The sequence below is a fragment of the Isoptericola luteus genome, assembly GCF_020297055.1.
GTDB lineage: Bacteria > Actinomycetota > Actinomycetes > Actinomycetales > Cellulomonadaceae > Isoptericola > Isoptericola luteus.
Genome location: NZ_JAIXCQ010000002.1, coordinates 203,445 through 224,336, shown reverse-complemented (window position 1 = coordinate 224,336; position 20,892 = coordinate 203,445). Strand labels below are relative to the sequence as shown.

Below are 20,892 nucleotides of genomic sequence, written 5' to 3'. Positions count from 1 at the left end.
CCACCCCCGGAAGGATCTCCCCACCATGAGCAAGCCCTACGCGGACCGCGAGGTCTGGTTCTTCACCGGCAGCCAGGACCTGTACGGCCCCGAGACCCTCGAGCAGGTCGCCGCGCAGTCCCAGGAGGTCGCCGCCGCGCTGGACGCGTCCGGCGACGTGCCGGTGCGCGTCGTCTGGAAGCCGGTGCTCAAGGACGCGGGCTCGATCCGCCGGGCCATGCTCGACGCGAACGCGGACGACGCCGTCCTCGGCGTCATCACCTGGATGCACACGTTCAGCCCCGCCAAGATGTGGATCGGCGGCCTGGACGCGTTGCGCAAGCCGCTGCTTCACCTGCACACGCAGGCGAACGTCGAGCTCCCGTGGTCCGAGATCGACATGGACTTCATGAACCTCAACCAGGCCGCGCACGGCGACCGCGAGTACGCCTACCTGGCCACACGCCTGGGCGTCGCGCGGACGACGGTCGTGGGCCACGTCTCGAACCCGGCCGTGGCCCGGCGCGTCGGCACCTGGGTGCGCGGCGCCGCGGGCTGGGCCGCCACGCACGAGCTCAAGCTCGTCCGGTTCGGCGACAACATGCGCAACGTCGCCGTCACCGAGGGCGACAAGACCGAGGCCGAGCTGCGCTTCGGCGTCTCGGTGAACACGTGGGGCGTGAACGACCTGGTCGCGGCCGTGGAGGCCACAGGCGACGCCGCGGTGGACGCGCTCGTCGCCGAGTACGAGGACCTGTACGACGTCGCCGCCGAGCTGCGCCAGGGCGGCGAGCGGCACGACTCGCTGCGGTACGCCGCCCGCCAGGAGATCGCCATGGAGACGTTCCTGGTCGAGCGCGGGGCCAAGGCGTTCACCACCAACTTCGAGGACCTGGGCGCCCTGCGCCAGCTCCCCGGCATCGCCGTGCAGCGGCTCATGAGCAAGGGCTACGGCTTCGGCGCCGAGGGCGACTGGAAGACGGCCGTCCTGGTGCGCGCGGCGAAGGTCATGGGCGAGGGCCTGCCCGGCGGCGCCTCCCTCATGGAGGACTACACCTACGACCTCACGCCCGGCTCGGAGCTCATCCTCGGCGCGCACATGCTCGAGATCTGCCCGTCCCTCACGACGTCGAGGCCCCGCGTGGAGATCCACCCGCTGGGCATCGGCGGCAAGGAGGACCCGGTCCGCATGGTCTTCGACGCGGACGCCACGCAGGGCGCCGTCGTCGTGTCGCTGGCCGACATGCGCGACCGGTTCCGCCTCACCGCGAACGTGGTCGACGTCGTGGCCCCCACGCACGACCTGCCGAACCTCCCCGTGGCCCGCGCGGTCTGGGCGCCGCGCCCGGACTTCACCACCTCGGCCGAGGCGTGGCTGACCGCGGGCGGCGCGCACCACACGGTGATGTCGACGGCGGCCGGCATCGAGGCGTTCGAGGTGTTCGCGGACATCGCGCGCACGGAGCTGCTCGTCATCGACGAGTCGACCACGCGCCGCGGGTTCGCCGACCAGGTGCGCTGGAACCAGGTCTACCACCGGGTGGCGCAGGGCCTGTGACCCGGCGCTGACCCGGCACCGGCCCGGCACCGGCCCGGCACCGGCCCGGCACTGACCCGGCACCGGCCCGTTCGGTAGGCTGTCGACGCCACGGCGCCGGCCGGCGACCGGCGGACGAACCCGATGGAGGCCCCGCATGGCGAGTCCCGGCGCCGACAGGCCGAACATCCGGCAGGTCGCCGAGCGCGCCGGAGTCTCGGCCATGACGGTGTCGCGGGTGCTCAACGGGCACCCGCACATCAGGGACGCCACCCGGCGCCGGGTCGAGGGCGCCATCGAGGAGCTTGACTACCGCCCGAACATGACGGCCCGTGCCCTGGCCACCCAGCGCACCCGCCGCATCGGCGTCATCGTGGAGAGCGCGGTCGAGTTCGGGCCGACCAGCACCGTGCGCGCCGTCGAGTCCGCGGCCCGCGCCTCCGGGTACACGGTCAGCTCGGTGCTGCTGCGGGCGGGGGAGGAGATCTCCCCCCAGGAGGCCGTCGACCACCTGATCGCGCAGGGCGTGGACGCGCTCTGCGTCGTCGCGCCCCGGTCGTCGTCCATCGCCGCCCTGCGCCGCATCGCGGTCGGGGTGCCCGTGCTCGTCGTGAAGCCCGACAAGGATCCGACGTTCCTCACGGTGACGGTCGACCAGCAGGCGGGGACGGCGCTCGCCGTCGACCACCTCGTCTCGCTGGGGCACCGCGACATCCTGCACGTCGCGGGCCCGCTCGACTGGCTCGACGCCCGGACGCGCGAGCGGGCGTTCCACGCGCGGGCGAAGTCGTGGGGCGTCCGCGAGCGTCCCGTGGTCATCGGGGACTGGACGGCGGACTTCGCGTACGACTTCGCGCGCGGGATCCGCGAGCTGCCGGACTACACCGCGATCTTCGTCGCGAACGACGACATGGCGGTGGGGCTGGTCCACGGGCTCCACGACCGCGGCTTCTCGGTGCCGGACGACCTCAGCGTCGTCGGGTTCGACGACATCCCGCTGGCCAGGCACATCGTTCCCCCGCTCACGACCGTCCGGCAGGACTTCGACGCGCTCGGCGTCGCGATCGTCGACGTCCTGAGAGCCGCGATCGAGGAGCGGGAGATCCCGGACGTGACGCGGATCCCGGCCCAGATCATCGCCCGGGCGTCGAGCGCGCCACCGAGGAAGGCCCACTGATGGCTCCGCGGACGGCTCCGGCCGACCCGGTCGTCGAGATGTACGGGATCACCGTGGAGCGCTCCGGGACGCGGGTGCTCGACGACGTGGACCTGCTGCTGCGTCCGGGCGAGGTGCACGCGCTCATGGGGGAGAACGGCGCGGGCAAGTCGACCCTCATCGGCGCGCTCACGGGGACGGTGCCGATCCTCGCGGGGGACGTCCTGGTCGACGGTGCGCCCCGCACCCCGGAGAGCGTGGCCCGGAGCCGGGCGGAGGGCATCGCGACCGTCTTCCAGGAGTCGCACCTGAGCCCGCACCTGACCGTCGCCGAGAACGTGATGATCGGCCACGAGGTGCGTCGCTGGTTCGGCATCGACTGGTCGAGCACCAGGGAGCGCGCCTCGGCCGCGCTCGCCGCGCTCGGCCTCGAGGACGTCGACCCGCGGGCGCCCCTGGAGGACCTGTCGCCGGCGACCAAGCAGCTCGTGGCGGTCGCGCGCGCGATCGTCCTCGAGCCCCGGGTGCTCGTGCTCGACGAGCCCACGTCGAGCCTGGACGCGGCGGAGGCGTCCCGCCTGCTCGGCGTCGTCCGGCGGCTGCGGGACCAGGGCGCCGCGGTGCTGTTCGTCTCCCACTTCCTCGAGCAGGTGTTCGAGGTGAGCGACCGGTTGACGGTGCTGCGGGGCGGCCGGGTCGTGGCGGAGTACCGCACGGCGGAGGTCGAGCGCGCCGAGCTCATCTCGAAGATGATCGGGGAGGACATCGACGCGCTCCAGGCGCTGCACTCCGAGCGGCTCTCGCACCACTACGCGCAGCCGGGCGAGGTGACGCTGCGGGCGGCGTCCCTGGGGCGCCGCGGCGTCCTGGAGCCCACGGACGTCGAGCTGTCCCGGGGCGAGGTCGTCGGGTTCGCCGGCCTGCGCGGCTCGGGGCGCACCGAGCTCGCGCGCCTGATGAGCGGGGTGGAGCGCCCCGACCGCGGCGAGCTGTGGTTCGACGGCGCCCGCGTGCAGCTGCGCAGCCCCGGGGCCGCGCTGCGGTACCGGATCGCGATGTCGAGCGAGAACCTGCGGGACGACGGGATCGTCGCCGGGCTGACGGTGCGGCAGAACATCGTGCTGGCGCTGCAGGCGCTGCGCGGCTGGACACGGCCGCTGTCCCGCGGCGAGCAGGACGCGATCGTCGACACCTATCTCGACGCCCTCCGGCTGTCGCCCGACGACCTGGACCGGCCGGCCGGCGAGCTGTCGGGGGGCACGCAGCAGAAGGTGCTCCTGGCCCGGCTGCTGGCCACGCGACCTCACGTGCTGATCCTCGACGAGCCGACGCGCGGCATCGACATCGCCGCCAAGCTCGACATCCAGCGCCGGGTCGCACGGCTCGCGGGCGAGGGGGTCGCCGTCGTCTTCATCTCCTCGGAGCTCGAGGAGGTGGTGCGCCTCAGCGACCGCATCGTGGTGCTCAAGGACCGCGAGAAGATCGGCGAGCTCAGCAACGGCCCGGGAGTCACGGTCGACACCATCGTCGAGATGATCGCCGCGGACACCGGTGAGGCCGGCCCGGACGCCGAGGGCTGACCGCACGCGCCTGGCCGTGCGAGCGTCCCCCCCGCTCGGTTCCGACGGAGTTACCGAATCGTGATGCGCGGGCCTATGTTACCGGTCACAGGTTCGCTATGTTATCGGTCACAACGCAAGCTTGCCGGGGGTCGACGTCGACCTCACGGGCCGGGCGGCCACCGGCCGACCGGCGTCTCGAGGAGGAGAACATGAGCAAGAACTTCCGACGCGTCGGTGCCGCACTGTTCGCGACCCTGACCGCGACCGCGCTCGTGGCGTGCAGCAGCGAGCAGGCGCCGTCCGACGCCGGCTCGGACGGTGGCGACGCCGCGGCGGCCACCGACACCATCGTCCTCGGCTTCTCCCAGGTGGGCGCCGAGTCCGGCTGGCGGGCCGCGAACACCAAGTCCATCCAGGACACCCTGACGGCGGAGAACGGCTTCGAGCTCAAGTTCTCCGACGCGCAGCAGAAGCAGGAGAACCAGATCCAGGCGATCCGGTCCTACATCCAGCAGGGCGTGGACGTCATCGCGTTCTCGCCGGTCGTCGAGACCGGCTGGGACGCCGTCCTCCAGGAGGCCAAGGCGGCGAACATCCCGGTGATCCTCACCGACCGTGCCGTGGACAGCACCGACGACACCCTCTACGAGTCGTTCATCGGCTCCGACTTCGTGCTCGAGGGCCAGATGGCCGGCGAGTGGGCCGTGGAGCAGTACGACGGCGAGGGCTACAAGGCCGTCGAGCTGCAGGGCACCACGGGCGCCGCCCCGATGATCGACCGCCAGCAGGGCTTCGCCGACGCGATCGCCGGCAGCGACATCGAGGTCATCGACTCGCAGACGGGCAACTTCACCCGCACCGAGGGCAAGCAGGTCATGGAGGGCTTCCTGCAGAAGTACGACGACATCGACCTCGTCTTCGCCCACAACGACGACATGGGCCTGGGCGCCATCGAGGCGATCGAGGCAGCCGGCAAGGTGCCGGGCGAGGACATCAAGATCATCACGGTCGACGCGGTCAAGGACGGCATGCAGGCCCTGGCCGACGGCAAGATCAACTACATCGTCGAGTGCAACCCGCTGCTCGGCCCGGACCTGGCGGAGATCGCCAAGAAGGTCATCGCCGGCGAGGAGGTCCCCAAGCGGATCGTCGTCAAGGACGAGGCCTTCGACCAGGAGGCCGCCAAGGAGGCGCTGCCCGACCGCCAGTACTGACGGTCGGTGGCTCGTGGCACGGTGGGCGCGGCGCACGTCGCGCCCACCGTGCCGGTACGACGGCACTCCACGGAAGGTCAACGATGACAAGCTCGAAGGACACGGCGCGGCCGATCGTCGAGATGACCGGGATCTCGATCGAGTTCCCCGGCGTCAAGGCGCTCGACGGGGTCGACCTCCGCCTGTTCGGGGGTGAGGTGCACGCCCTCATGGGCGAGAACGGCGCCGGCAAGTCCACCCTGATCAAGGCGCTGACGGGGGTCTACGGCATCGACGCCGGCGAGATCCTCGTGGGCGGCGCACCGCACCGGTTCTCCGGCCCGGGCGAGGCGCAGGGCGCCGGCATCGCCACGGTGTACCAGGAGGTCAACCTCTGCGAGAACCTCACGGTCGCCGAGAACATCATGCTCGGCAACGAGCCGCGACGGTTCGGCGCGATCGACTGGCGCGCCACCCGCCGTCGGGCGGCCGAGCACCTGGCGACCATGGGGCTGGACATCGACCCGGCGTCCTCCCTCGGCTCCCACTCGATCGCCGTGCAGCAGCTCGTCGCGATCAGCCGGGCGATGGTCGTCGACGCCAAGGTCCTCATCCTCGACGAGCCGACCTCCAGCCTCGACGCCGACGAGGTGGCCCGCCTGTTCGAGGTCGTGCGCGCGCTGCGGGACCAGGGCGTGGCGATCCTGTTCGTCTCCCACTTCATCGAGCAGGTCTACGAGATCTCCGACCGCATGACGGTGCTGCGCAACGGCGGCCTGGTCGGGGAGTACCGCACGGCCGAGATCAGCCGGGGCGAGCTCGTCTCGCGGATGATCGGGCGCACCATGGAGGTGCTGGAGGATCTCCAGGTGCGCACCGACCATGCGGTCGACCCCACCGCCGGCACCCCGTTCCTGCAGGCCGTGGGGCTGGGCCGCCGCGGCTCCGTCCAGCCGTTCGACCTCGACGTCCACCCGGGCGAGGTGGTCGGCCTGGCCGGACTGCTGGGCTCCGGGCGCACCGAGGTGGCCAGGCTGCTCGCCGGCGCGGACCGCGCCGACGCGGGCACGCTGCACGTCAAGGGCGAGCCGGCCCGACTGCGCAACCCCCGGGCCGCGATCGACCGCGACATCGCCTTCTCCTCCGAGGACCGCAAGGCCGAGGGCGTGGTCGGCGACCTCACCGTGCGCGAGAACATCGTGCTCGGGCTGCAGGCGGAGCGCGGCTGGCTGCGCCGCCTGCCCGGCAAGCAGGTCGACGAGATCGTCGACCGGTACATCACGGCGCTGGGCATCCGCCCGGCGAACCCGGACGCTCTGCTGCGCAACCTCTCGGGCGGTAACCAGCAGAAGGTGCTGCTCGCCCGGTGGCTCGCCACCGCGCCCGAGCTGCTCATCCTCGACGAGCCCACGCGCGGCATCGACGTCGGGGCCAAGGCCGAGATCCAGCGGCTCGTGGCGGACCTCGCGTCCCGCGGGATGGGCGTCGTGTTCATCTCCGCCGAGCTGGAGGAGGTGCTGCGGCTCAGCCACCGCATCGCCGTCATGCGCGACCGGCAGAAGGTCGCGGAGCTGACCAACGGCGAGGCCGTCGGCCTCGACGACGTCGTCGAACTCATCGCGAGCGGAGGGACCCACTGATGTCCGCCACCAGCGCGCCACCCCCGCGCACCGCCGGCCGCCTCGGCGCCGTCACGTCGCACACCCTGTTCTGGCCCGTCGTGGCGCTCGTGGCGCTGCTCGCGGCCAACACGATCTTCCGGCCGAGCTTCCTGTCGGTCTCGGTGCTCAACGGGCACCTCTTCGGGTCACCGATCGACATCCTGCGCAACTGCGCCCCGCTCATGCTGGTCGCGCTCGGCATGACGCTCGTCATCGCCACCCGGGGCATCGACCTGTCGGTGGGCGCCGTCGTGGCGATCGCCGGCGCCGTCGCGCTGAGCTTCATCGCGACGGCGCCCGAGCCGGAGGCGATCGGGACCGTCCTGACCGCGATCGGCATCGCGCTCGTGCTCTCCCTGCTGCTCGGGGTCTGGAACGGGTTCCTCGTCTCCGTCGTCGGGGTCCAGCCCATCATCGCCACGCTCATCCTCATGACGGCCGGCCGCGGCATCGCGATGCTCATCACCCAGGGACAGATCACCACGGTCACCAGCGCGCCGTTCAAGACGCTGGGAGCCGGGTTCTGGCTCGGCCTGCCCGTGGCGACGCTCGTCGCGTTCGGCGTCTTCGGGCTGGTGTCCTTCCTGACCCGGCGCACGGCGCTCGGGATGCTGGTGGAGGCCGTGGGCATCAACCCGTCCGCGAGCCGGCTCGCGGGGGTGCAGGCACGCACCATCGTCTGGACCGTCTTCGCCCTGGCCGGCCTGTTCTCCGGCCTGGCCGGCCTCATCCTCGCCTCGAACGTCATGGCGGCCGACGCGAACAACGCCGGCCTGTTCATCGAGCTCGACGCGATCCTCGCGGTGGTGATCGGCGGGACGTCCCTGGCCGGCGGGAAGTTCTCCCTGTCGGGGACGTTCGTCGGCGTGCTGATCATCGCCACCCTGACCCTCACCGTCACCAACCTCGGCATCTCGCCCCTGGTGACCCCGCTGTTCAAGGCGCTCGTGGTCGCGGCGGTCACCCTGGCGCAGTCGCCGGTGGTGCGTCGCAAGCTCGCCGAACGAGCCGTGCGCCGTCCCTCGACCTCCAAGGCGGTGGCCTGATGACGACGACGGTGCCTGACGGCGGGACCACCCAGGGCGCCCGCGCCCGTCGAGGCGGCGGCGGGCCCGCGACGCGCCGCGCCCTGCGCCTCGACCGCCGCTACCTGCCGGTCGTCGGGACGTTCGTCGTGCTCGCGCTCATCCTCGTGGTGGGCGGGATGCGGTACGACAACTTCCTGTCGGTGGGCGTGCTGGCGAACCTGTTCATCAACAACTCGTTCCTCATCGTCCTGGCGGTGGGAATGACGTTCGTCATCCTCACCGGCGGCATCGACCTGTCGGTCGGCGCGGTCCTGGCGCTCTCGGCCGTCACCGCGGCGTACCTGCTGAACGCCGGGATGCCGGCGGGCGTCGTCATCCCGCTGGTCGTGCTCGTCGGCTCGGTGATCGGTCTCCTCGTGGGCGCCATGGTGCACGTCTTCGAGATCCAGCCGTTCATCGCGACGCTCGCGGCGATGTTCTTCGCGCGCGGCCTGTGCTTCCTCGTCGCGCCGGAGTCGATCCCGATCAGCGAGGAGACGTTCGTCGCCCTCGCGGGCTGGGACACGTGGATCGGCGGGCAGTGGCGCATCACGTCCAGCGTCGTGATCGCGCTCGTCGTGGTGGCCGTGGCCTTCTACCTGCTGCACTACACGCAGTTCGGGCGCACGGTCTACGCGATCGGCGGCGGGGAGCAGTCCGCCCGCCTGATGGGCCTGCCCGTGGCCCGCACCAAGGTGCTGGTCTACGTGGTCAGCGGCACCTGCGCCGGCATCGGCGGCCTGCTGTTCGCGATGTACTCCCGGTCGGGGTACTCCCTGACCGGCGTGGCGATGGAGCTGGACGCCATCGCCGCCGTCGTGATCGGCGGCACGCTGCTGACCGGCGGCACGGGATTCGTCCTGGGGTCGGTGCTGGGCGTGCTGGTGCTCGGCCTGATCCAGACCGTCATCACGTTCGAGGGCACCCTGAGCTCCTGGTGGACCAAGATCGTCATCGGCGGCCTGCTGCTGGTGTTCGTGATCCTGCAGCGCGTCCTCACCGTGCGGCGCACCTAGCGCCCGTCCGGGCGCCCGGCCGGCGGCGGCATCGCTGCCGGCGCCGGCCGGGACGTCCGTCCGCCCCACCCCGTCATCGGTACGACGTCGTACGACACGGAGGTTCTACAACGATGCATACGCGTGCCCGGCGGTCGGCGCCCCTCGCGCTGGCCCTCGCCCTGGCCCTGCCCGCCTCGACGGCGCTCGCCGTCGGCCCGACGTCCGCGGCCGCGCCCCCCGGGGAGTCCGCGCCGGCGGCCGCGGCCGACGACCCCGCCGCCTACGTCTTCCCCTACTTCGCCGGGGAGGGATCCGACGACGGCGAGAAGATCTACCTCGCCGTCAGCGACTCCGACGACCCGACCCGCTGGCACGCGCTGAACGACGGCGCGCCGGTCCTGGAGTCGACGCTCGGCACCGAAGGGCTGCGGGACCCGTTCCTGACCCGCTCGCCGGAGACCGGCACCTACTACCTGCTGGCCACCGACCTCAAGATCTACGGGGGCGGGAACTTCGGCGACGCGCAGGAGACGGGTTCGCGCTCCCTCATGGTGTGGGAGTCCGACGACCTGGTCACCTGGTCCGAGCAGCGCGAGGTCGAGCTCGCGCCCGAGAACGCCGGCAACCTGTGGGCGCCCGAGGCGCACTGGGACGCGGACGCCGGCGAGTTCCTCGTGTACTGGGCGTCCGCCCTCTACCCGGAGGACGTCGACCCCGCCGACCGTGACATCGCGACGTCGTACCAGCGGATGATGTCGGCGACCACCACCGACTTCACGGAGTTCTCCGAGCCGCAGCCGTGGATCGACATGGAGCGCGGCGACGGCCGCGGCATGATCGACTCCACCGTCGCCGAGCTCGACGGCACGTACTACCGCTTCACCAAGGACGAGGCGGACATGACGGTGCGCCAGGAGTCCTCGACGGACCTGCGGCGCACCCAGGGCGTCACCGACGGCGACGGCTGGGACCTCGTCGCCGAGCACGTCGGCGTGGGCGAGCCCAACCCGTGGGGCGGCACCTTCACCGCAGGAGAGGGGCCCACCGTGTTCCCGGCCCTGACCGACGACTCCTGGTACCTCATGATCGACCAGCCGTCCTACCACGGCGGCCAGGGGTACATGCTCTTCCGCACCGACGACCTGGCGAGCGGCGACTGGTCGGCGGTGCCCGACGTCGACCTGCCCCGCAACCCGCGCCACGGCACCGTGCTGCCGATCACCGCGGCCGAGCAGACGGCGCTCGCGGAGGCGTACCAGCCCGACCTGCTCGCCGAGGGGACCACGATCGACCGCACCGAGGTGCGGCTGCGTCCCGGGGGCACGACGACGCTGACGGCCACCGTCACCCCGATCACGGCCACCGACCGGTCCGTCACCTGGACCACCAGCGACGCCGCCGTCGCGACGGTCGACGACGGCACGGTCACCGCGGTCGCCGCGGGCACGGCGACGATCACCGCCACGTCCCCGCACGGCACGGCGACCGCGACGGTCACCGTCGCCGACCCGGGCGCGGCGCCCCGGCCCGACGGTGCGTGGGTCGACCAGTTCGACGGCGACACCCTCGACGCCCGGTGGGGCATCGAGCGCGAGGAGGCGTCCGCCTGGTCGCTCGGCGACGGGGCGCTGACCCTGCAGTCGCAGCCCGGCGACACGTACCAGGGCGACGCGAACTACGAGAACATCTTCATGGTCGACGTCCCCGCGGGGGACTTCGTCGCGCAGACGTCGCTCGCCGCGACCCCCGTCGCCGACTTCCAGGGCGCCGGCATCATCGCGTGGCAGGACCCGGACAACTACGTGCGCGCCGGCCTGACGCACGCGACGGTCTTCGCGGACGGGCCGGTGGGCATCGAGACGGGCACCGAGACCGGCGCCGTCTACTCCTCGACGTTCGCGCCGCGCGAGGGCTCGACCGGCGAGACCCTGCGGCTGGAGCGCGTCGGCGACGAGCTCACGGTCTGGGTATGGGACGAGGTGGACTGGACGCAGGTCGCGTCCACCTCCCTCGCACCGGACACCACCCAGGTCGGTCTCTACGCGCTCGCCGCCGGGTCGGCCCCGAGCCACGAGGTGGTCTTCGACTACTTCGCGCTCGTCGCCCCCGAGGGCGCGGACGTCGTGCCGGACGGCGAGTTCACGCTGCAGGGGGCGGACGGCCGTCATCTCGTGGACGACGGCGGGTTCGCCCTCGTCGACGAGCGGCCGCTCGAGACGACCGGCGTCGTCGCGACCGAGGTCGACGGCGGCGTGACGCTGGCGACGCCGGGCGGCGCACCCGTCGTGCGCAGCACCGACCGGCTCACGGTCGGGGGCGCGGGCGACGGGCCCGCGGTGGTGCGGCTGCGCGACGTCGGCGGGGGCAAGATCGCCGTCCTGGTGGGCGACGACGTGCTCGTCGAGGGCGCGGACGGTGCCCTGCTCGTCGACGCGGACGCGGAGCTCGCCGACGCCGCCCGGCTCGTCGTCGTGCCGGTCTCGGTGACCGAGCACGAGCTGACGATCGACGCGGACGCCGAGCGCACCGAGATGAGCGACGACCTGTACGGCGCGTTCTACGAGGACATCAACTACGCGGCCGACGGCGGCCTGTACGCCGAGCTGGTGCGCAACCGATCGTTCGAGTTCAACGCGTCGGACAACGCGTCCTTCACGGGGCTCACCGCGTGGTCGCGGGTGGGCGGCGGCGACATCGCGGTGGAGTCGGAGCGCGACGAGTGGCTGAACGACTCCAACCGGTACTACCTCACCGTGGACTCCGACGGCACGACCGGCGTCGCCAACTCCTCGTACAACGAGGGCGTGGCCGTGACCGACGGCGAGTCGTACGACGTCTCGCTGTGGGCGCGCACGCCGGTGGCGCAGGACCTGACCGTCCGGGTGGTGTCCGCCGACGGCGAGACCACCTACGCGACCGGCACGCTCGCCGCCGACGGCTCGGACGAGTGGGCGGAGCTCACGACGACGCTGACGGTCGACGGCACGGCGAACGACGCCCGCTTCGAGGTCGTCTCCGGCGCCTCGGGCATTCTGCGCCTCGACATGGTCTCCCTGTTCCCGCAGGACACCTGGGTGGGGCCGGTCAACGGCAAGAGCGTGCTGCGCAAGGACCTCGCCGAGATGGTCGACGAGCTGAACCCCCAGTTCCTGAGGTTCCCCGGCGGCTGCGTCACCAACGTCGGCACGTTCGACACCTACCTCGGCTCCGACGGGGAGGACCGCCGGCGCACCTACCAGTGGAAGGAGACCGTCGGGCCGGTGGAGGAGCGGCCGACCAACTGGAACTTCTGGGGCTACAACCAGTCGTACGGCATCGGCTACCTCGAGTACATGGAGTGGGCCGAGGACCTGGGGGCGACCCCGCTGCCCGTCGTCTCCGTCGGCGCCAACGGCTGCGGCTCGACCATCGGCGAGATGCACTCGGGCGACGCGAACTTCGACCGGTGGGTCGCCGACACCGTGGACCTCATCGAGTTCGCCAAGGGCGACGCCGACACCGAGTGGGGCGCCGTGCGCGCCGAGCTCGGCCACCCCGAGCCGTTCGACCTGCGGTACATCGGCCTGGGCAACGAGGAGAACACCGACACGTTCCAGGAGAACTTCCCGGCGTTCCGCGACGCGGTCGCGCAGGCGTGGCCCGACGTCACGATCATCTCGAACTCCGGCCCCGACGACACGGGTGCCCGCTTCGACGAGCTGTGGGAGTTCAACCGTGAGCAGGGCGTCGACATGGTCGACGAGCACTACTACAACGACCCGGCGTGGTTCCTCCAGAACGACGAGCGGTACGACTCCTACGACCGCTCCGGGCCGCACGTGTTCCTCGGCGAGTATGCCTCGCGCGGCAACACCTGGGGCAACGCGCTGGCTGAGGCGGCGTACATGACGGGGCTGGAGCGCAACTCCGACCTCGTCGAGCTCGCCTCCTACGCGCCGATGTTCGCCAACGAGGACTACGTGCAGTGGTCCCCGGACATGATGTGGTTCGACAACGACGAGTCGTGGGGCTCGGTGAACTACTGGAACCAGCACCTGTTCATGAACAACGTGGGCGACCAGGTGGTGCCGAGCAACCACACCGGGCCGCCCGCCGACGGCGAGGGGCCGCTCGACGGCGGAGTCTTCCTGTCCACGTGGGCCACCCAGGCCGCGTACGACGACGTCACGGTCACGGACAACACGTCGGGCGAGGTGCTCTTCTCCGACACCTTCTCCGACGCGTCGCAGTGGTCGCCGGTGGGCGGGTCGTGGGAGGTGACAGACGGCGAGTACGTGCAGTCGGGCACCACGACCGACGCGCGCACGGTGCCGACCGGCGGTTACGACGTCGACTGGAGCGACTACACGCTGGAGCTCGACGCCCGGAAGCTGTCGGGCAACGAGGGCTTCCTCGTCGGCTTCGCCGCCGGCGGGCCGAACGACTACTACTGGTGGAACCTCGGCGGGTGGAACAACACCCGTTCCGTGCTCCAGCGGGCGTCGGGCGGCTCGGCGAACGAGGTCGCGGCCATCGAGGGGCGGTCGCTGGCGACCGGACAGGACTACCACGTCAAGGTCGTCGTCAGCGGGCGCACCGTCGAGCTCTACCTCGACGGCGAGCTGCAGCTCACCTACACCGAGCCCGCCGCCAAGTCGCTCTACCAGGTCGTCACGCACGACGACGCGACGGGGGAGCTCATCGTCAAGGTCGTCAACCCGGGCGGCTCGACGGCACGCACCGCGGTGGACGTCGCCGGTGGGTTCGCCGTGGCCGAGCAGGTCGCGGTGACGGAGCTCGTCGCCGACCCGTCGGCGACGAACTCCAAGGGGGACCCGGACGCCGTCGTGCCCGTCGAGCGCACGTGGGCCGGCGGGGCGAACGAGTTCACCTACGAGTTCCCCGCGTACTCCGTGACGTTCCTGCGCCTCGCCGAGGCGCAGGAGCAGGAGGAGGCCTGGGAGGCCGGCACGGTCTACACCGCCGGTGACCGCGTGTCGCACGACGGCGCCCTCTGGGAGGCGACCTGGTGGACGAAGGGCCAGGAGCCGGGGTCGTCGGTCTGGGGGCTGTGGCAGGAGGTCGCCGTCACGGCGGACGGCACCGCCGTGTGGACGCCGTCGCGGATCTTCGAGGCGGGCGACGTGGTCGAGCACGACGGCGCGCGCTACACCGCGCGGTGGTGGACGCGGAACCAGGAGCCCGGGCTCACGGTCTGGGGTCCGTGGGAGCCGCTCGCCTGAGGCCGTCCGCGCCCAGGTCGCTCTGGGGGCCGCCGTCCGACCGGACGGCGGCCCCCGCTCCCGGCACGCGGGCGTCCGCATCTCGGACGGGGCCGCTAGCCTGTGCCCGTGATCGACGACGAGGTGGAGCGCCTCGCGGCTGCTGCGGCTGCGGGCCGGCCTGCCGCTCTGGACGCCCTGCTCGCCCGGGTACGACCCGACGTCCTGCGGATCTGCGCCCGGTTCCTGCCCTGTGCCGAGGATGCCGAGGAAGCCTGTCAGGACACGCTCCTGGCACTGTCGCGGAGCATCGAGAGCTTCGAGGGCCGGTCGGCCTTTCGCACCTGGCTCTACGGCGTCGCGGCCAACCGGTCACGATCGACGTACCGGCGGTTGCGGCGGCGGTCAGAGCTCGAGGGCTCGGGACCGCCGCCGGAACACCCCGACCCGCGGCGCACCAGCGTCGTCGCGGGCACCCGCGTGGACCTGCTCGACGGGCTGGCCCGCCTCGGCGCCGACCGCGCGGAGGCAGTCGCGCTGCGCGACGTGGTCGGGCTCTCGTACGGCGAGATCGCCGCGGTGCTCGCGGTCCCGGAGGGCACTGCCAAGTCCCGGGTGCACGAGGGCCGGCGGCGCCTGCGGGCCCGCATGACCGTCACCGAGTGACACGGATCACACCATGAGCAGCGAACCGTACCGGCCGCTGCGCGGACTCATGGGGTGACGGATCGACCAGAGGAGAACATGATGCACAGGACAGTCCGCGCAGCAGCCGTGGGGATGGCGCTGACCCTCCCGTTCGCGGTGGGCGCCTGCGGCGGCCCCGCCGACGAGGCGGTCAGCCCGCTCGCCGGGACCTCGAGCGACCCGGCTCCGACCGGCGACGCCGGCAGCGAGGACGTCGCCGCCGACGCCGCGGCGGTGGACGTGGCGCGGGTCGTCGACGCCATCACCGAGCGGACGGTCGCCCACCGCGCCGCCGACGTCACCGTGCTGGGTGGCGAGGTCTCCTACGAGACGCCGGACACCTGGGTGGACGACGGCGCCGAGCCCGTCCTGGGCGAGGTCCTGCACCTCTATCTCGAGGTGGAGGTCGCCAACCGGCTGCTCAACACGGGCCTGCTGCTGCAGGACGGCATCTACCTCGACCTCGGCACGGGCGAGCCGGTGGAGAACGTGGTCCGCACGGACGCGACGGGCAACATCGCGGACGGCGCGGTGGCCGAGGGGTGGTACGGGTTCGAGCTCCCCGCGGCGGACGTGGACCTCGACCAGGCGGCCCTCGTGCTCGGCGAGCTCGACCGGCGCAAGGACCGGCTCCCGCTGTCCGGCGAGGTCCCGGCCCCGGAGTACCCGCGGGCGGTCACCGTCGACTCCCCGGGGCGGATCCAGGTCTGGCCGGGGGACGGGACGTGCCCGATGGACGTCGAGATCACCGGCGCGACGCTGGCGCACTGGTTCGGCTTCGACGAGGACGGCCGCTCGTCCGAGACCGACCAGGCTGCGGCCGACTCGCTCATGCTGCGGATCGACCTCGACGCGAGCGTCCCGGTGGGTCCGGGGAGCTGCTTCATCGGTGCGGTCGACGACGTGCGCCTGGTGATCGACGGCGACCGGCGCGGCGACATCCCGCAGCTGGAGAACACGAACAACGTCGCCGGCGGCACGACCGAGCCGGAGTACCTGATCTACGAGATCCCGGCGGACGCCGAGGTCGAGATCGAGTGGGGTCGCCTCGACGGCGAGACGGTGCGGACCGCCGTCCCGCTGCCCTGACCTACGGGTCGACCGTGACGCCGGCGAGCAGCGAGTCCGTGAGGCCCGGGTCGCTCCCCGCCGGCGTGGCGACCTGGACGTAGACGAGGTCCGTACCCGACGGCGCCGTCCCTGCCGCCTCGACGACCTGCGGCGAACCGCTCGTGCAGCCGTCGAACGTCGCCACCACCCAGGTGATCTCGTCGTGCTCCACCCGCGTGGTGCTCGGCGGGTCGCAGTGGTCGTGACGGCGGCCGGCGACGTAGTCGGCCGGCGTCGTCTCCCGGGCAAGACCGGCTGAGAGGCCGACGAACGCGCCGGGCACGGCGGGGTCGGTACCCCAGGCGTCCGGGTCCGGCGAGACCACCAGCGCGGGCTCCAGCGTGCCGTCGGTCCCGGTCCGGCCGGACCACCCCGAACCGTGGCCCTGCCAGCCGTCGGGCAGCGCCACGGTGAGGCGGCCTTCCGCGGTGGTGGCCAGGGGAGCGCCGGACGCCTGCCACCACACCACGGCGGCGAGCCCGACGATCCCCGCGAGCACGATGGCCGCCGGACGGCGCCATCGCGGGCGACGGACGACGTCGTGCGGCGGCTCTCCCGGCGTCTGCCGGACGGCGTCGGTCAGGGCGGCCGCGAACGCCGACGCGTCGGCGTACCGGTCCTCGGGGCGCCGGGCCGTGGCGCGGTCCACCACGTGGCCGACGGCGTAGGGGGCGCCGGGCCGGGGCCGCCGGCCGGGCCCCGTGCCGGCGGGGTCGGTCAGGAGCTCGGCGGCCAGGCGTCCCAGGCTGTAGACGTCGGTCCGGGTGTCCACGCTCGACAGCGGCTCGTCCTGCTCGGGCGCCATGTAGCCCGGGGTGCCCGCCCGCGCCGTCAGCCCGGAGGCGGCGGCGAGCTCCTTGGCGAGTCCCAGGTCGGCCACGACGGCCTGCTCGCCGTCTGGGCGACCGCGGAAGAGGACGTTCCCGGGTGTCAGGTCACGGTGCACGATCCGCTCGTCGTGCAGGCGCTGCACCCCGGCGGCGACCTCATGCAGGATGCGCAGGGCCGAGGTGACGTCGGGTCGGCCCGAGGCGAGCCGGTCGCGCAGGCTCCCGCCGTCGGCCCAGGCGAGGACGGCGTAGGGGCGGCCGTCGGGCAGCTCGTCGAACGCATGGACGCGCAGCAGGTGCGGGTCCTCCAGCCGCCAGAGCAGACGAGCCTCGTCGACGAACCGTTCCCGGACGCGCAGGTCGTGGCTCCAGTTCTCCGCGAGCACCTTGATCGCCACCCGGACGTCGAGCGTCTCGTCGTGCCCGAGCCAGACCGTCGCGAACGACCCGACGCCCAGGAGTCGCTCGATCCGGTAGCGGCCGATGCGCTCGGGGAGCTCCATGGCGTCCAGGCTATCGGGCGGGTCGGCAGGTCCTCGCCGCGGACGCCGGCCGGCGATGGTCACGATCGGCTCCCGATGCCCGCGCGGCCGTTGACTTCGTCAGCAACGACCTGTTGATATATGGATCCATCACCATATTTCGGAGGAATACGTGACTGAGCAGGACGTGCCGGTGCCCACGGCAGGCAGTGCCGCACCGAGACCCCGGTATCGGGGCCGGCACCTCCCCATGGTGGCCGTCGTCGTCGCCGCGACCATCGCGACCGCGCTGGCCTACAGCGGCATGGTCCTGTTCGGGCTCGAGGTCGCGCACATGTCGCGGCCCGAGGCCTACGCGCTGGCGGGCTTCCTGGAGGTCAGCCTCGTCGCCGTCGCCCTCATGGCGCGCAACGCCGCCCTGGAGGGGCGGCCCTACGGCGTGCTGCTGACGCTGACCTGGGTGCTGTCCGGCACCTCCGGCATGTTCGCGGCGCTGCACGAGGTCGCGGTGCCGAACGGCAGCACCCCCTACATGGTGGCGTTCCGGTTCGTGCCGCCGCTCGTCGCCGCCCTCATGTGGCACCTCGCGCTGGTGGGCGAGCGGCACATGGTCACGGGGCACACCCTCGACGAGCGACGCCGGGAGCGGCGGGTGCACCAGTACGTCGTCGCCCTGGAGTCGTGGCGCGACGCGCGGCTGGACAGCTCGGGGTCGCGACAGGGCATGCGCAAGGTCCGCGGCGCGCACCGCCGTCAGCGCACCGCGCGCGACGGCGCCCTCAAGCTGCTGACGGTCGAGGACTTCGAGCGGCGCATGCAGGTGTGGGTCGAGCGGCTCGAGGCCGCCGAGCGCCACGGCAACCGGCTGGACTCCATCGGCGCCAGCTCGGCCGAGCGGGGGATGACCCGCGGGCCCGTGACCGAGGTCCGGTCGCGCGCCCTCGTGGGTCGCGACAGCGTGCCGGCCCTCACGGCGTCGGCCGAGCCCACGCCGTTCGCCGAGGAGTTCCACGCGGCGCTCGTGGACCAGCCGGGGGAGCGGCCCCGCGCGGCCCGCGAGACCGGCGCCGACGCCACCTGGTACGCGGAGGACGACGCGGAGCAGGCCCGGGGCGACTGGCGTGACGAGGACGTCCGCGCGGCGGCCGACGACGATCACGGCGCCACCACGGACGCTGCCGATGCCGATGCCGATGCCGATGCCGATGCCTACGCCGGCGTCGACGCCGAGCCCGAGCGGGACGCGGAGGACGTGCGCGCCGACGCCGCCCCCGACGGCTGGCCGGAGCCGCTCCCCGAGACGGGGCACACGCGTCGCGTCGAGATGTTCGACCTCATGCGCCCGGACCTGCGGGCCGCGGCGGAGTCCCGCGCGCTCGCGAACGACGAGCACCAGGCACCGGGCGACCTCTCGGCGGACGAGCAGTTCGCCTCCGAGCGTGACCGCCTCATCGTCGAGCTCGCCGCGGAGGGCCTGACGCAGAGCGAGATCGCCGAGCGCGTCTCGGCGTCCCGCACCACCGTGAGCCGCGTGGTGCGCAAGTACCGGCCCGTCGCGGTCTGACCCGGCAGACAGCCCCACCCGGACCGCCGGACGCAGGTCGTCTACGCCCTCCGGCCGGAGGGCGTAGACGACCCCGTGCTCGGCGCCCCGGGGTGGTGGGGGCAGAGGTCAGGCGCGGGCGAAGGTGCCCGCCAGCGCGGTCCAGGACTCCGGGGCGAGGCGCACCGTCGTCGAGCCGTCGGTGCCAGGGGTGACGGCGGCCGCGACGTCGACGGCGGACCAGCAGGAGTCGGCGACCTTGGCCGCGTGCTCCGGCCCTGCCACGGCGGCCTCGTGGTCGGCCACCATCTGCCACCCCTCGCTCACTCCCAGGGCCGCGCCGACGTGCGCCAGGTCGACCTCGACCTCGTGGTCCGACCGGTTCGTGAGGAACAGCCCGAGGCTGCCGTCGTCGTCCACGGTCGCGGCGGCGGTGACCACCGGTGCGTCGCCGTGCCGGGCGGTGCCGTACGTGGGCGCGTCGACGCGCACGTCCAGCGCGGTACCGCGGGCGAGGCGCGCCGTCGTCGCGAAGGGGTGGAACGTCGGCTGCCGCCAGGCCTCGCCACCGGGCTCGGTCATGATCGGCGCGATGACGTTGACGAGCTGTGCGAGGCACGCCACGGGCACGCGGTCGGCGTGGTTGAGCAGGGTGACCAGCAGGTCGCCGACGACGACGGCGTCGAGGCCCGAGTAGACGTCCTCGATGATGCGCGGGGCGTCGCGCTGGATCGGCAGGTTGGCCTCGCCCGGGAAGCGGGTCTCGAGGTACCAGACGTTCCACTCGTCGAAGCTGATGGTGATCTTCTTGTCGCTGCGGCGCTCGGCGCCGACGGCGTCGGCCGAGGCCACGACGCGGTCGATGAAGCGGTCCATCGCGGTGCCGGACGCGAGGAAGGACGCACGGTCGCCGTCGACCTCCTCGTAGTAGGCGTGCATGGAGACGTGGTCGACCAGGTCGTACGTGTACGACAGGACCGTGCGCTCCCACTCGCCGAACGTGGGCATCTGCATGGACGACGAGCCGCAGACGACCAGCGAGATCGACGGGTCGACGAGCTTCATGGCCTTGCCGGCCTCGGCGGCCAGCTTGCCGTACTCGTGGGCGTCCTTGTGGCCGATCTGCCACGGGCCGTCCATCTCGTTGCCGAGGCACCAGAGCTTCACGCCGTACGGTTCGGTGCGACCGTGGGCGATGCGCAGGTCGGCCCAGCGGGTGCCCGCCTCGCCGTTGCAGTACTCGACGAGGGCGGCCGCGGCGGCGACGCCGCGCGTGCCGAGGTTGACCGCCATCATGGGCTCGATGCCCTCGCGCTCGGCCCACTGCAGGAACTCGTCGGTGCCCACGAGGTTCGGCTCGACGGTGCGCCAGGCCAGGTCGAGGAACGGCTTGCGCTCGGCGACGGGGCCGACGGCGTCCTCCCAGACGTAGTTGGAGACGAAGTTGCCGCCGGGGTAGCGCACCATCGACACGCCCAGCTCACGGGTGAGGTCGGCGACGTCGCGGCGGAAGCCGTGCTCGTCGGCGGTGGCGTGCCCGGGCTCGTAGACGCCGGTGTAGACCGCGCGGCCGAGGTGCTCGACGAAGGAGCCGAACAGCCGGCGGTCGACGGCGCCGCGGCGGAAGTCGGGGTGCAGGGTGACCCGGGCGCGTGGGGCACGGCGGTCGCTGGGGGCGGTGCGGGGGTCGGGCATGGGGCTCTCACGTTCCTCGTCGAAGGGTGCGGTAGGGGTTAGTAGTCGTCGTCGGCAGCCGATATACAACGATGTAGATTGAACCACGGGCGCTGCCCCGCGCACCACTTGCCCCCCGGCGGCCCGATGTGGCGGTGGCGCGCTCGTCGCTCGGGACGCGTTTGGAGAACGTCGTGCGGGCCGTGTAGAAC

General features: G+C 72.5%; 13 protein-coding genes. 11 read left to right on the top strand and 2 right to left on the bottom strand.

Going from position 1 to position 20,892, the window contains the following annotated elements; translation table 11 throughout:
- The first annotated feature begins 25 nt into the window (after positions 1 to 25).
- The 10 genes from araA to LEP48_RS04000 all read left to right on the top strand — a co-directional run bounded on the left by araA (position 26) and on the right by LEP48_RS04000 (position 16,130).
- The gene (gene araA / locus LEP48_RS04045) at positions 26 to 1,537 is read left to right on the top strand and encodes an L-arabinose isomerase (protein WP_225564298.1); all 1,512 of its coding nucleotides are present in this window, start codon (positions 26 to 28) and stop codon (positions 1,535 to 1,537) included.
- Between the two features lie 136 nt (positions 1,538 to 1,673).
- Entirely contained in the window at positions 1,674 to 2,693 is a 1,020-nt protein-coding gene (locus LEP48_RS04040) for a LacI family DNA-binding transcriptional regulator (protein WP_225564297.1), read from the top strand.
- Positions 2,693 to 4,252 (top strand): sugar ABC transporter ATP-binding protein, encoded by a 1,560-nt coding sequence (locus tag LEP48_RS04035; protein ID WP_225564296.1) that lies wholly within the window; start codon positions 2,693 to 2,695, stop codon positions 4,250 to 4,252. Before LEP48_RS04040 ends, LEP48_RS04035 begins: the two co-directional genes overlap by 1 nt.
- Before the next feature lie 191 nt (positions 4,253 to 4,443).
- Positions 4,444 to 5,448: an ABC transporter substrate-binding protein gene (locus tag LEP48_RS04030; RefSeq protein ID WP_225564295.1), complete on the top strand. Its 1,005-nt coding sequence runs from the start codon at positions 4,444 to 4,446 to the stop codon at positions 5,446 to 5,448.
- An 83-nt stretch (positions 5,449 to 5,531) separates the two neighbouring features.
- Positions 5,532 to 7,067 carry a sugar ABC transporter ATP-binding protein gene (locus tag LEP48_RS04025; RefSeq protein ID WP_225564294.1) on the top strand — a complete coding sequence of 512 codons (1,536 nt, stop codon included), beginning with the start codon at positions 5,532 to 5,534 and terminating at the stop codon, positions 7,065 to 7,067.
- On the top strand, positions 7,067 to 8,134 hold the full coding sequence (locus LEP48_RS04020) for an ABC transporter permease (protein ID WP_225564293.1): 1,068 nt from the start codon (positions 7,067 to 7,069) through the stop codon (positions 8,132 to 8,134). Before LEP48_RS04025 ends, LEP48_RS04020 begins: the two co-directional genes overlap by 1 nt.
- On the top strand, positions 8,134 to 9,171 hold the full coding sequence (gene yjfF, locus LEP48_RS04015) for a galactofuranose ABC transporter, permease protein YjfF (RefSeq protein WP_225564292.1): 1,038 nt from the start codon (positions 8,134 to 8,136) through the stop codon (positions 9,169 to 9,171). The genes LEP48_RS04020 and yjfF overlap by 1 nt, the downstream gene beginning before the upstream one ends.
- 113 nt (positions 9,172 to 9,284) lie before the next feature.
- A complete protein-coding gene (locus LEP48_RS04010; RefSeq protein ID WP_225564291.1) occupies positions 9,285 to 14,375 on the top strand; it encodes an alpha-L-arabinofuranosidase C-terminal domain-containing protein in 5,091 nt (1,696 codons plus the stop codon).
- 108 nt (positions 14,376 to 14,483) lie between these two features.
- Entirely contained in the window at positions 14,484 to 15,020 is a 537-nt protein-coding gene (locus LEP48_RS04005; RefSeq protein ID WP_225564290.1) for an RNA polymerase sigma factor, read from the top strand.
- Positions 15,021 to 15,101: 81 nt separating this feature from the next.
- Positions 15,102 to 16,130: a hypothetical protein gene (locus LEP48_RS04000; protein WP_225564289.1), complete on the top strand. Its 1,029-nt coding sequence runs from the start codon at positions 15,102 to 15,104 to the stop codon at positions 16,128 to 16,130.
- Between the two features lies 1 nt (position 16,131).
- Here LEP48_RS04000 and LEP48_RS03995 read toward each other — a convergent pair whose 3' ends face one another.
- Entirely contained in the window at positions 16,132 to 17,484 is a 1,353-nt protein-coding gene (locus tag LEP48_RS03995) for a serine/threonine-protein kinase (protein ID WP_225564288.1), read from the bottom strand.
- Positions 17,485 to 17,635: 151 nt separating this feature from the next.
- Here LEP48_RS03995 and LEP48_RS18695 point away from each other — a divergent pair, with 151 nt between their 5' ends.
- Positions 17,636 to 19,027 (top strand): helix-turn-helix domain-containing protein, encoded by a 1,392-nt coding sequence (locus LEP48_RS18695; protein WP_225564287.1) that lies wholly within the window; start codon positions 17,636 to 17,638, stop codon positions 19,025 to 19,027.
- A 108-nt stretch (positions 19,028 to 19,135) separates the two neighbouring features.
- On the opposite strand, the gene arfA is transcribed toward LEP48_RS18695, so the two are convergent.
- The gene (gene arfA, locus LEP48_RS03985; protein ID WP_225564286.1) at positions 19,136 to 20,701 is read right to left on the bottom strand and encodes an arabinosylfuranosidase ArfA; all 1,566 of its coding nucleotides are present in this window, start codon (positions 20,699 to 20,701) and stop codon (positions 19,136 to 19,138) included.
- Positions 20,702 to 20,892 lie beyond the last annotated feature (191 nt).

Coding starts and splice junctions, on each gene's coding strand:
- LEP48_RS04035 (WP_225564296.1), top strand. CDS start 2,693: ATGGCTCCGCGGACGGCTCCGGCCGACCCGGTCGTCGAGATGTACGGG.
- LEP48_RS04030 (WP_225564295.1), top strand. CDS start 4,444: ATGAGCAAGAACTTCCGACGCGTCGGTGCCGCACTGTTCGCGACCCTG.
- arfA (WP_225564286.1), bottom strand. CDS start 20,701: ATGCCCGACCCCCGCACCGCCCCCAGCGACCGCCGTGCCCCACGCGCC.
- araA (WP_225564298.1), top strand. CDS start 26: ATGAGCAAGCCCTACGCGGACCGCGAGGTCTGGTTCTTCACCGGCAGC.
- LEP48_RS04040 (WP_225564297.1), top strand. CDS start 1,674: ATGGCGAGTCCCGGCGCCGACAGGCCGAACATCCGGCAGGTCGCCGAG.
- LEP48_RS04010 (WP_225564291.1), top strand. CDS start 9,285: ATGCATACGCGTGCCCGGCGGTCGGCGCCCCTCGCGCTGGCCCTCGCC.
- LEP48_RS03995 (WP_225564288.1), bottom strand. CDS start 17,484: ATGGAGCTCCCCGAGCGCATCGGCCGCTACCGGATCGAGCGACTCCTG.
- LEP48_RS04025 (WP_225564294.1), top strand. CDS start 5,532: ATGACAAGCTCGAAGGACACGGCGCGGCCGATCGTCGAGATGACCGGG.
- yjfF (WP_225564292.1), top strand. CDS start 8,134: ATGACGACGACGGTGCCTGACGGCGGGACCACCCAGGGCGCCCGCGCC.
- LEP48_RS04020 (WP_225564293.1), top strand. CDS start 7,067: ATGTCCGCCACCAGCGCGCCACCCCCGCGCACCGCCGGCCGCCTCGGC.
- LEP48_RS04000 (WP_225564289.1), top strand. CDS start 15,102: ATGCACAGGACAGTCCGCGCAGCAGCCGTGGGGATGGCGCTGACCCTC.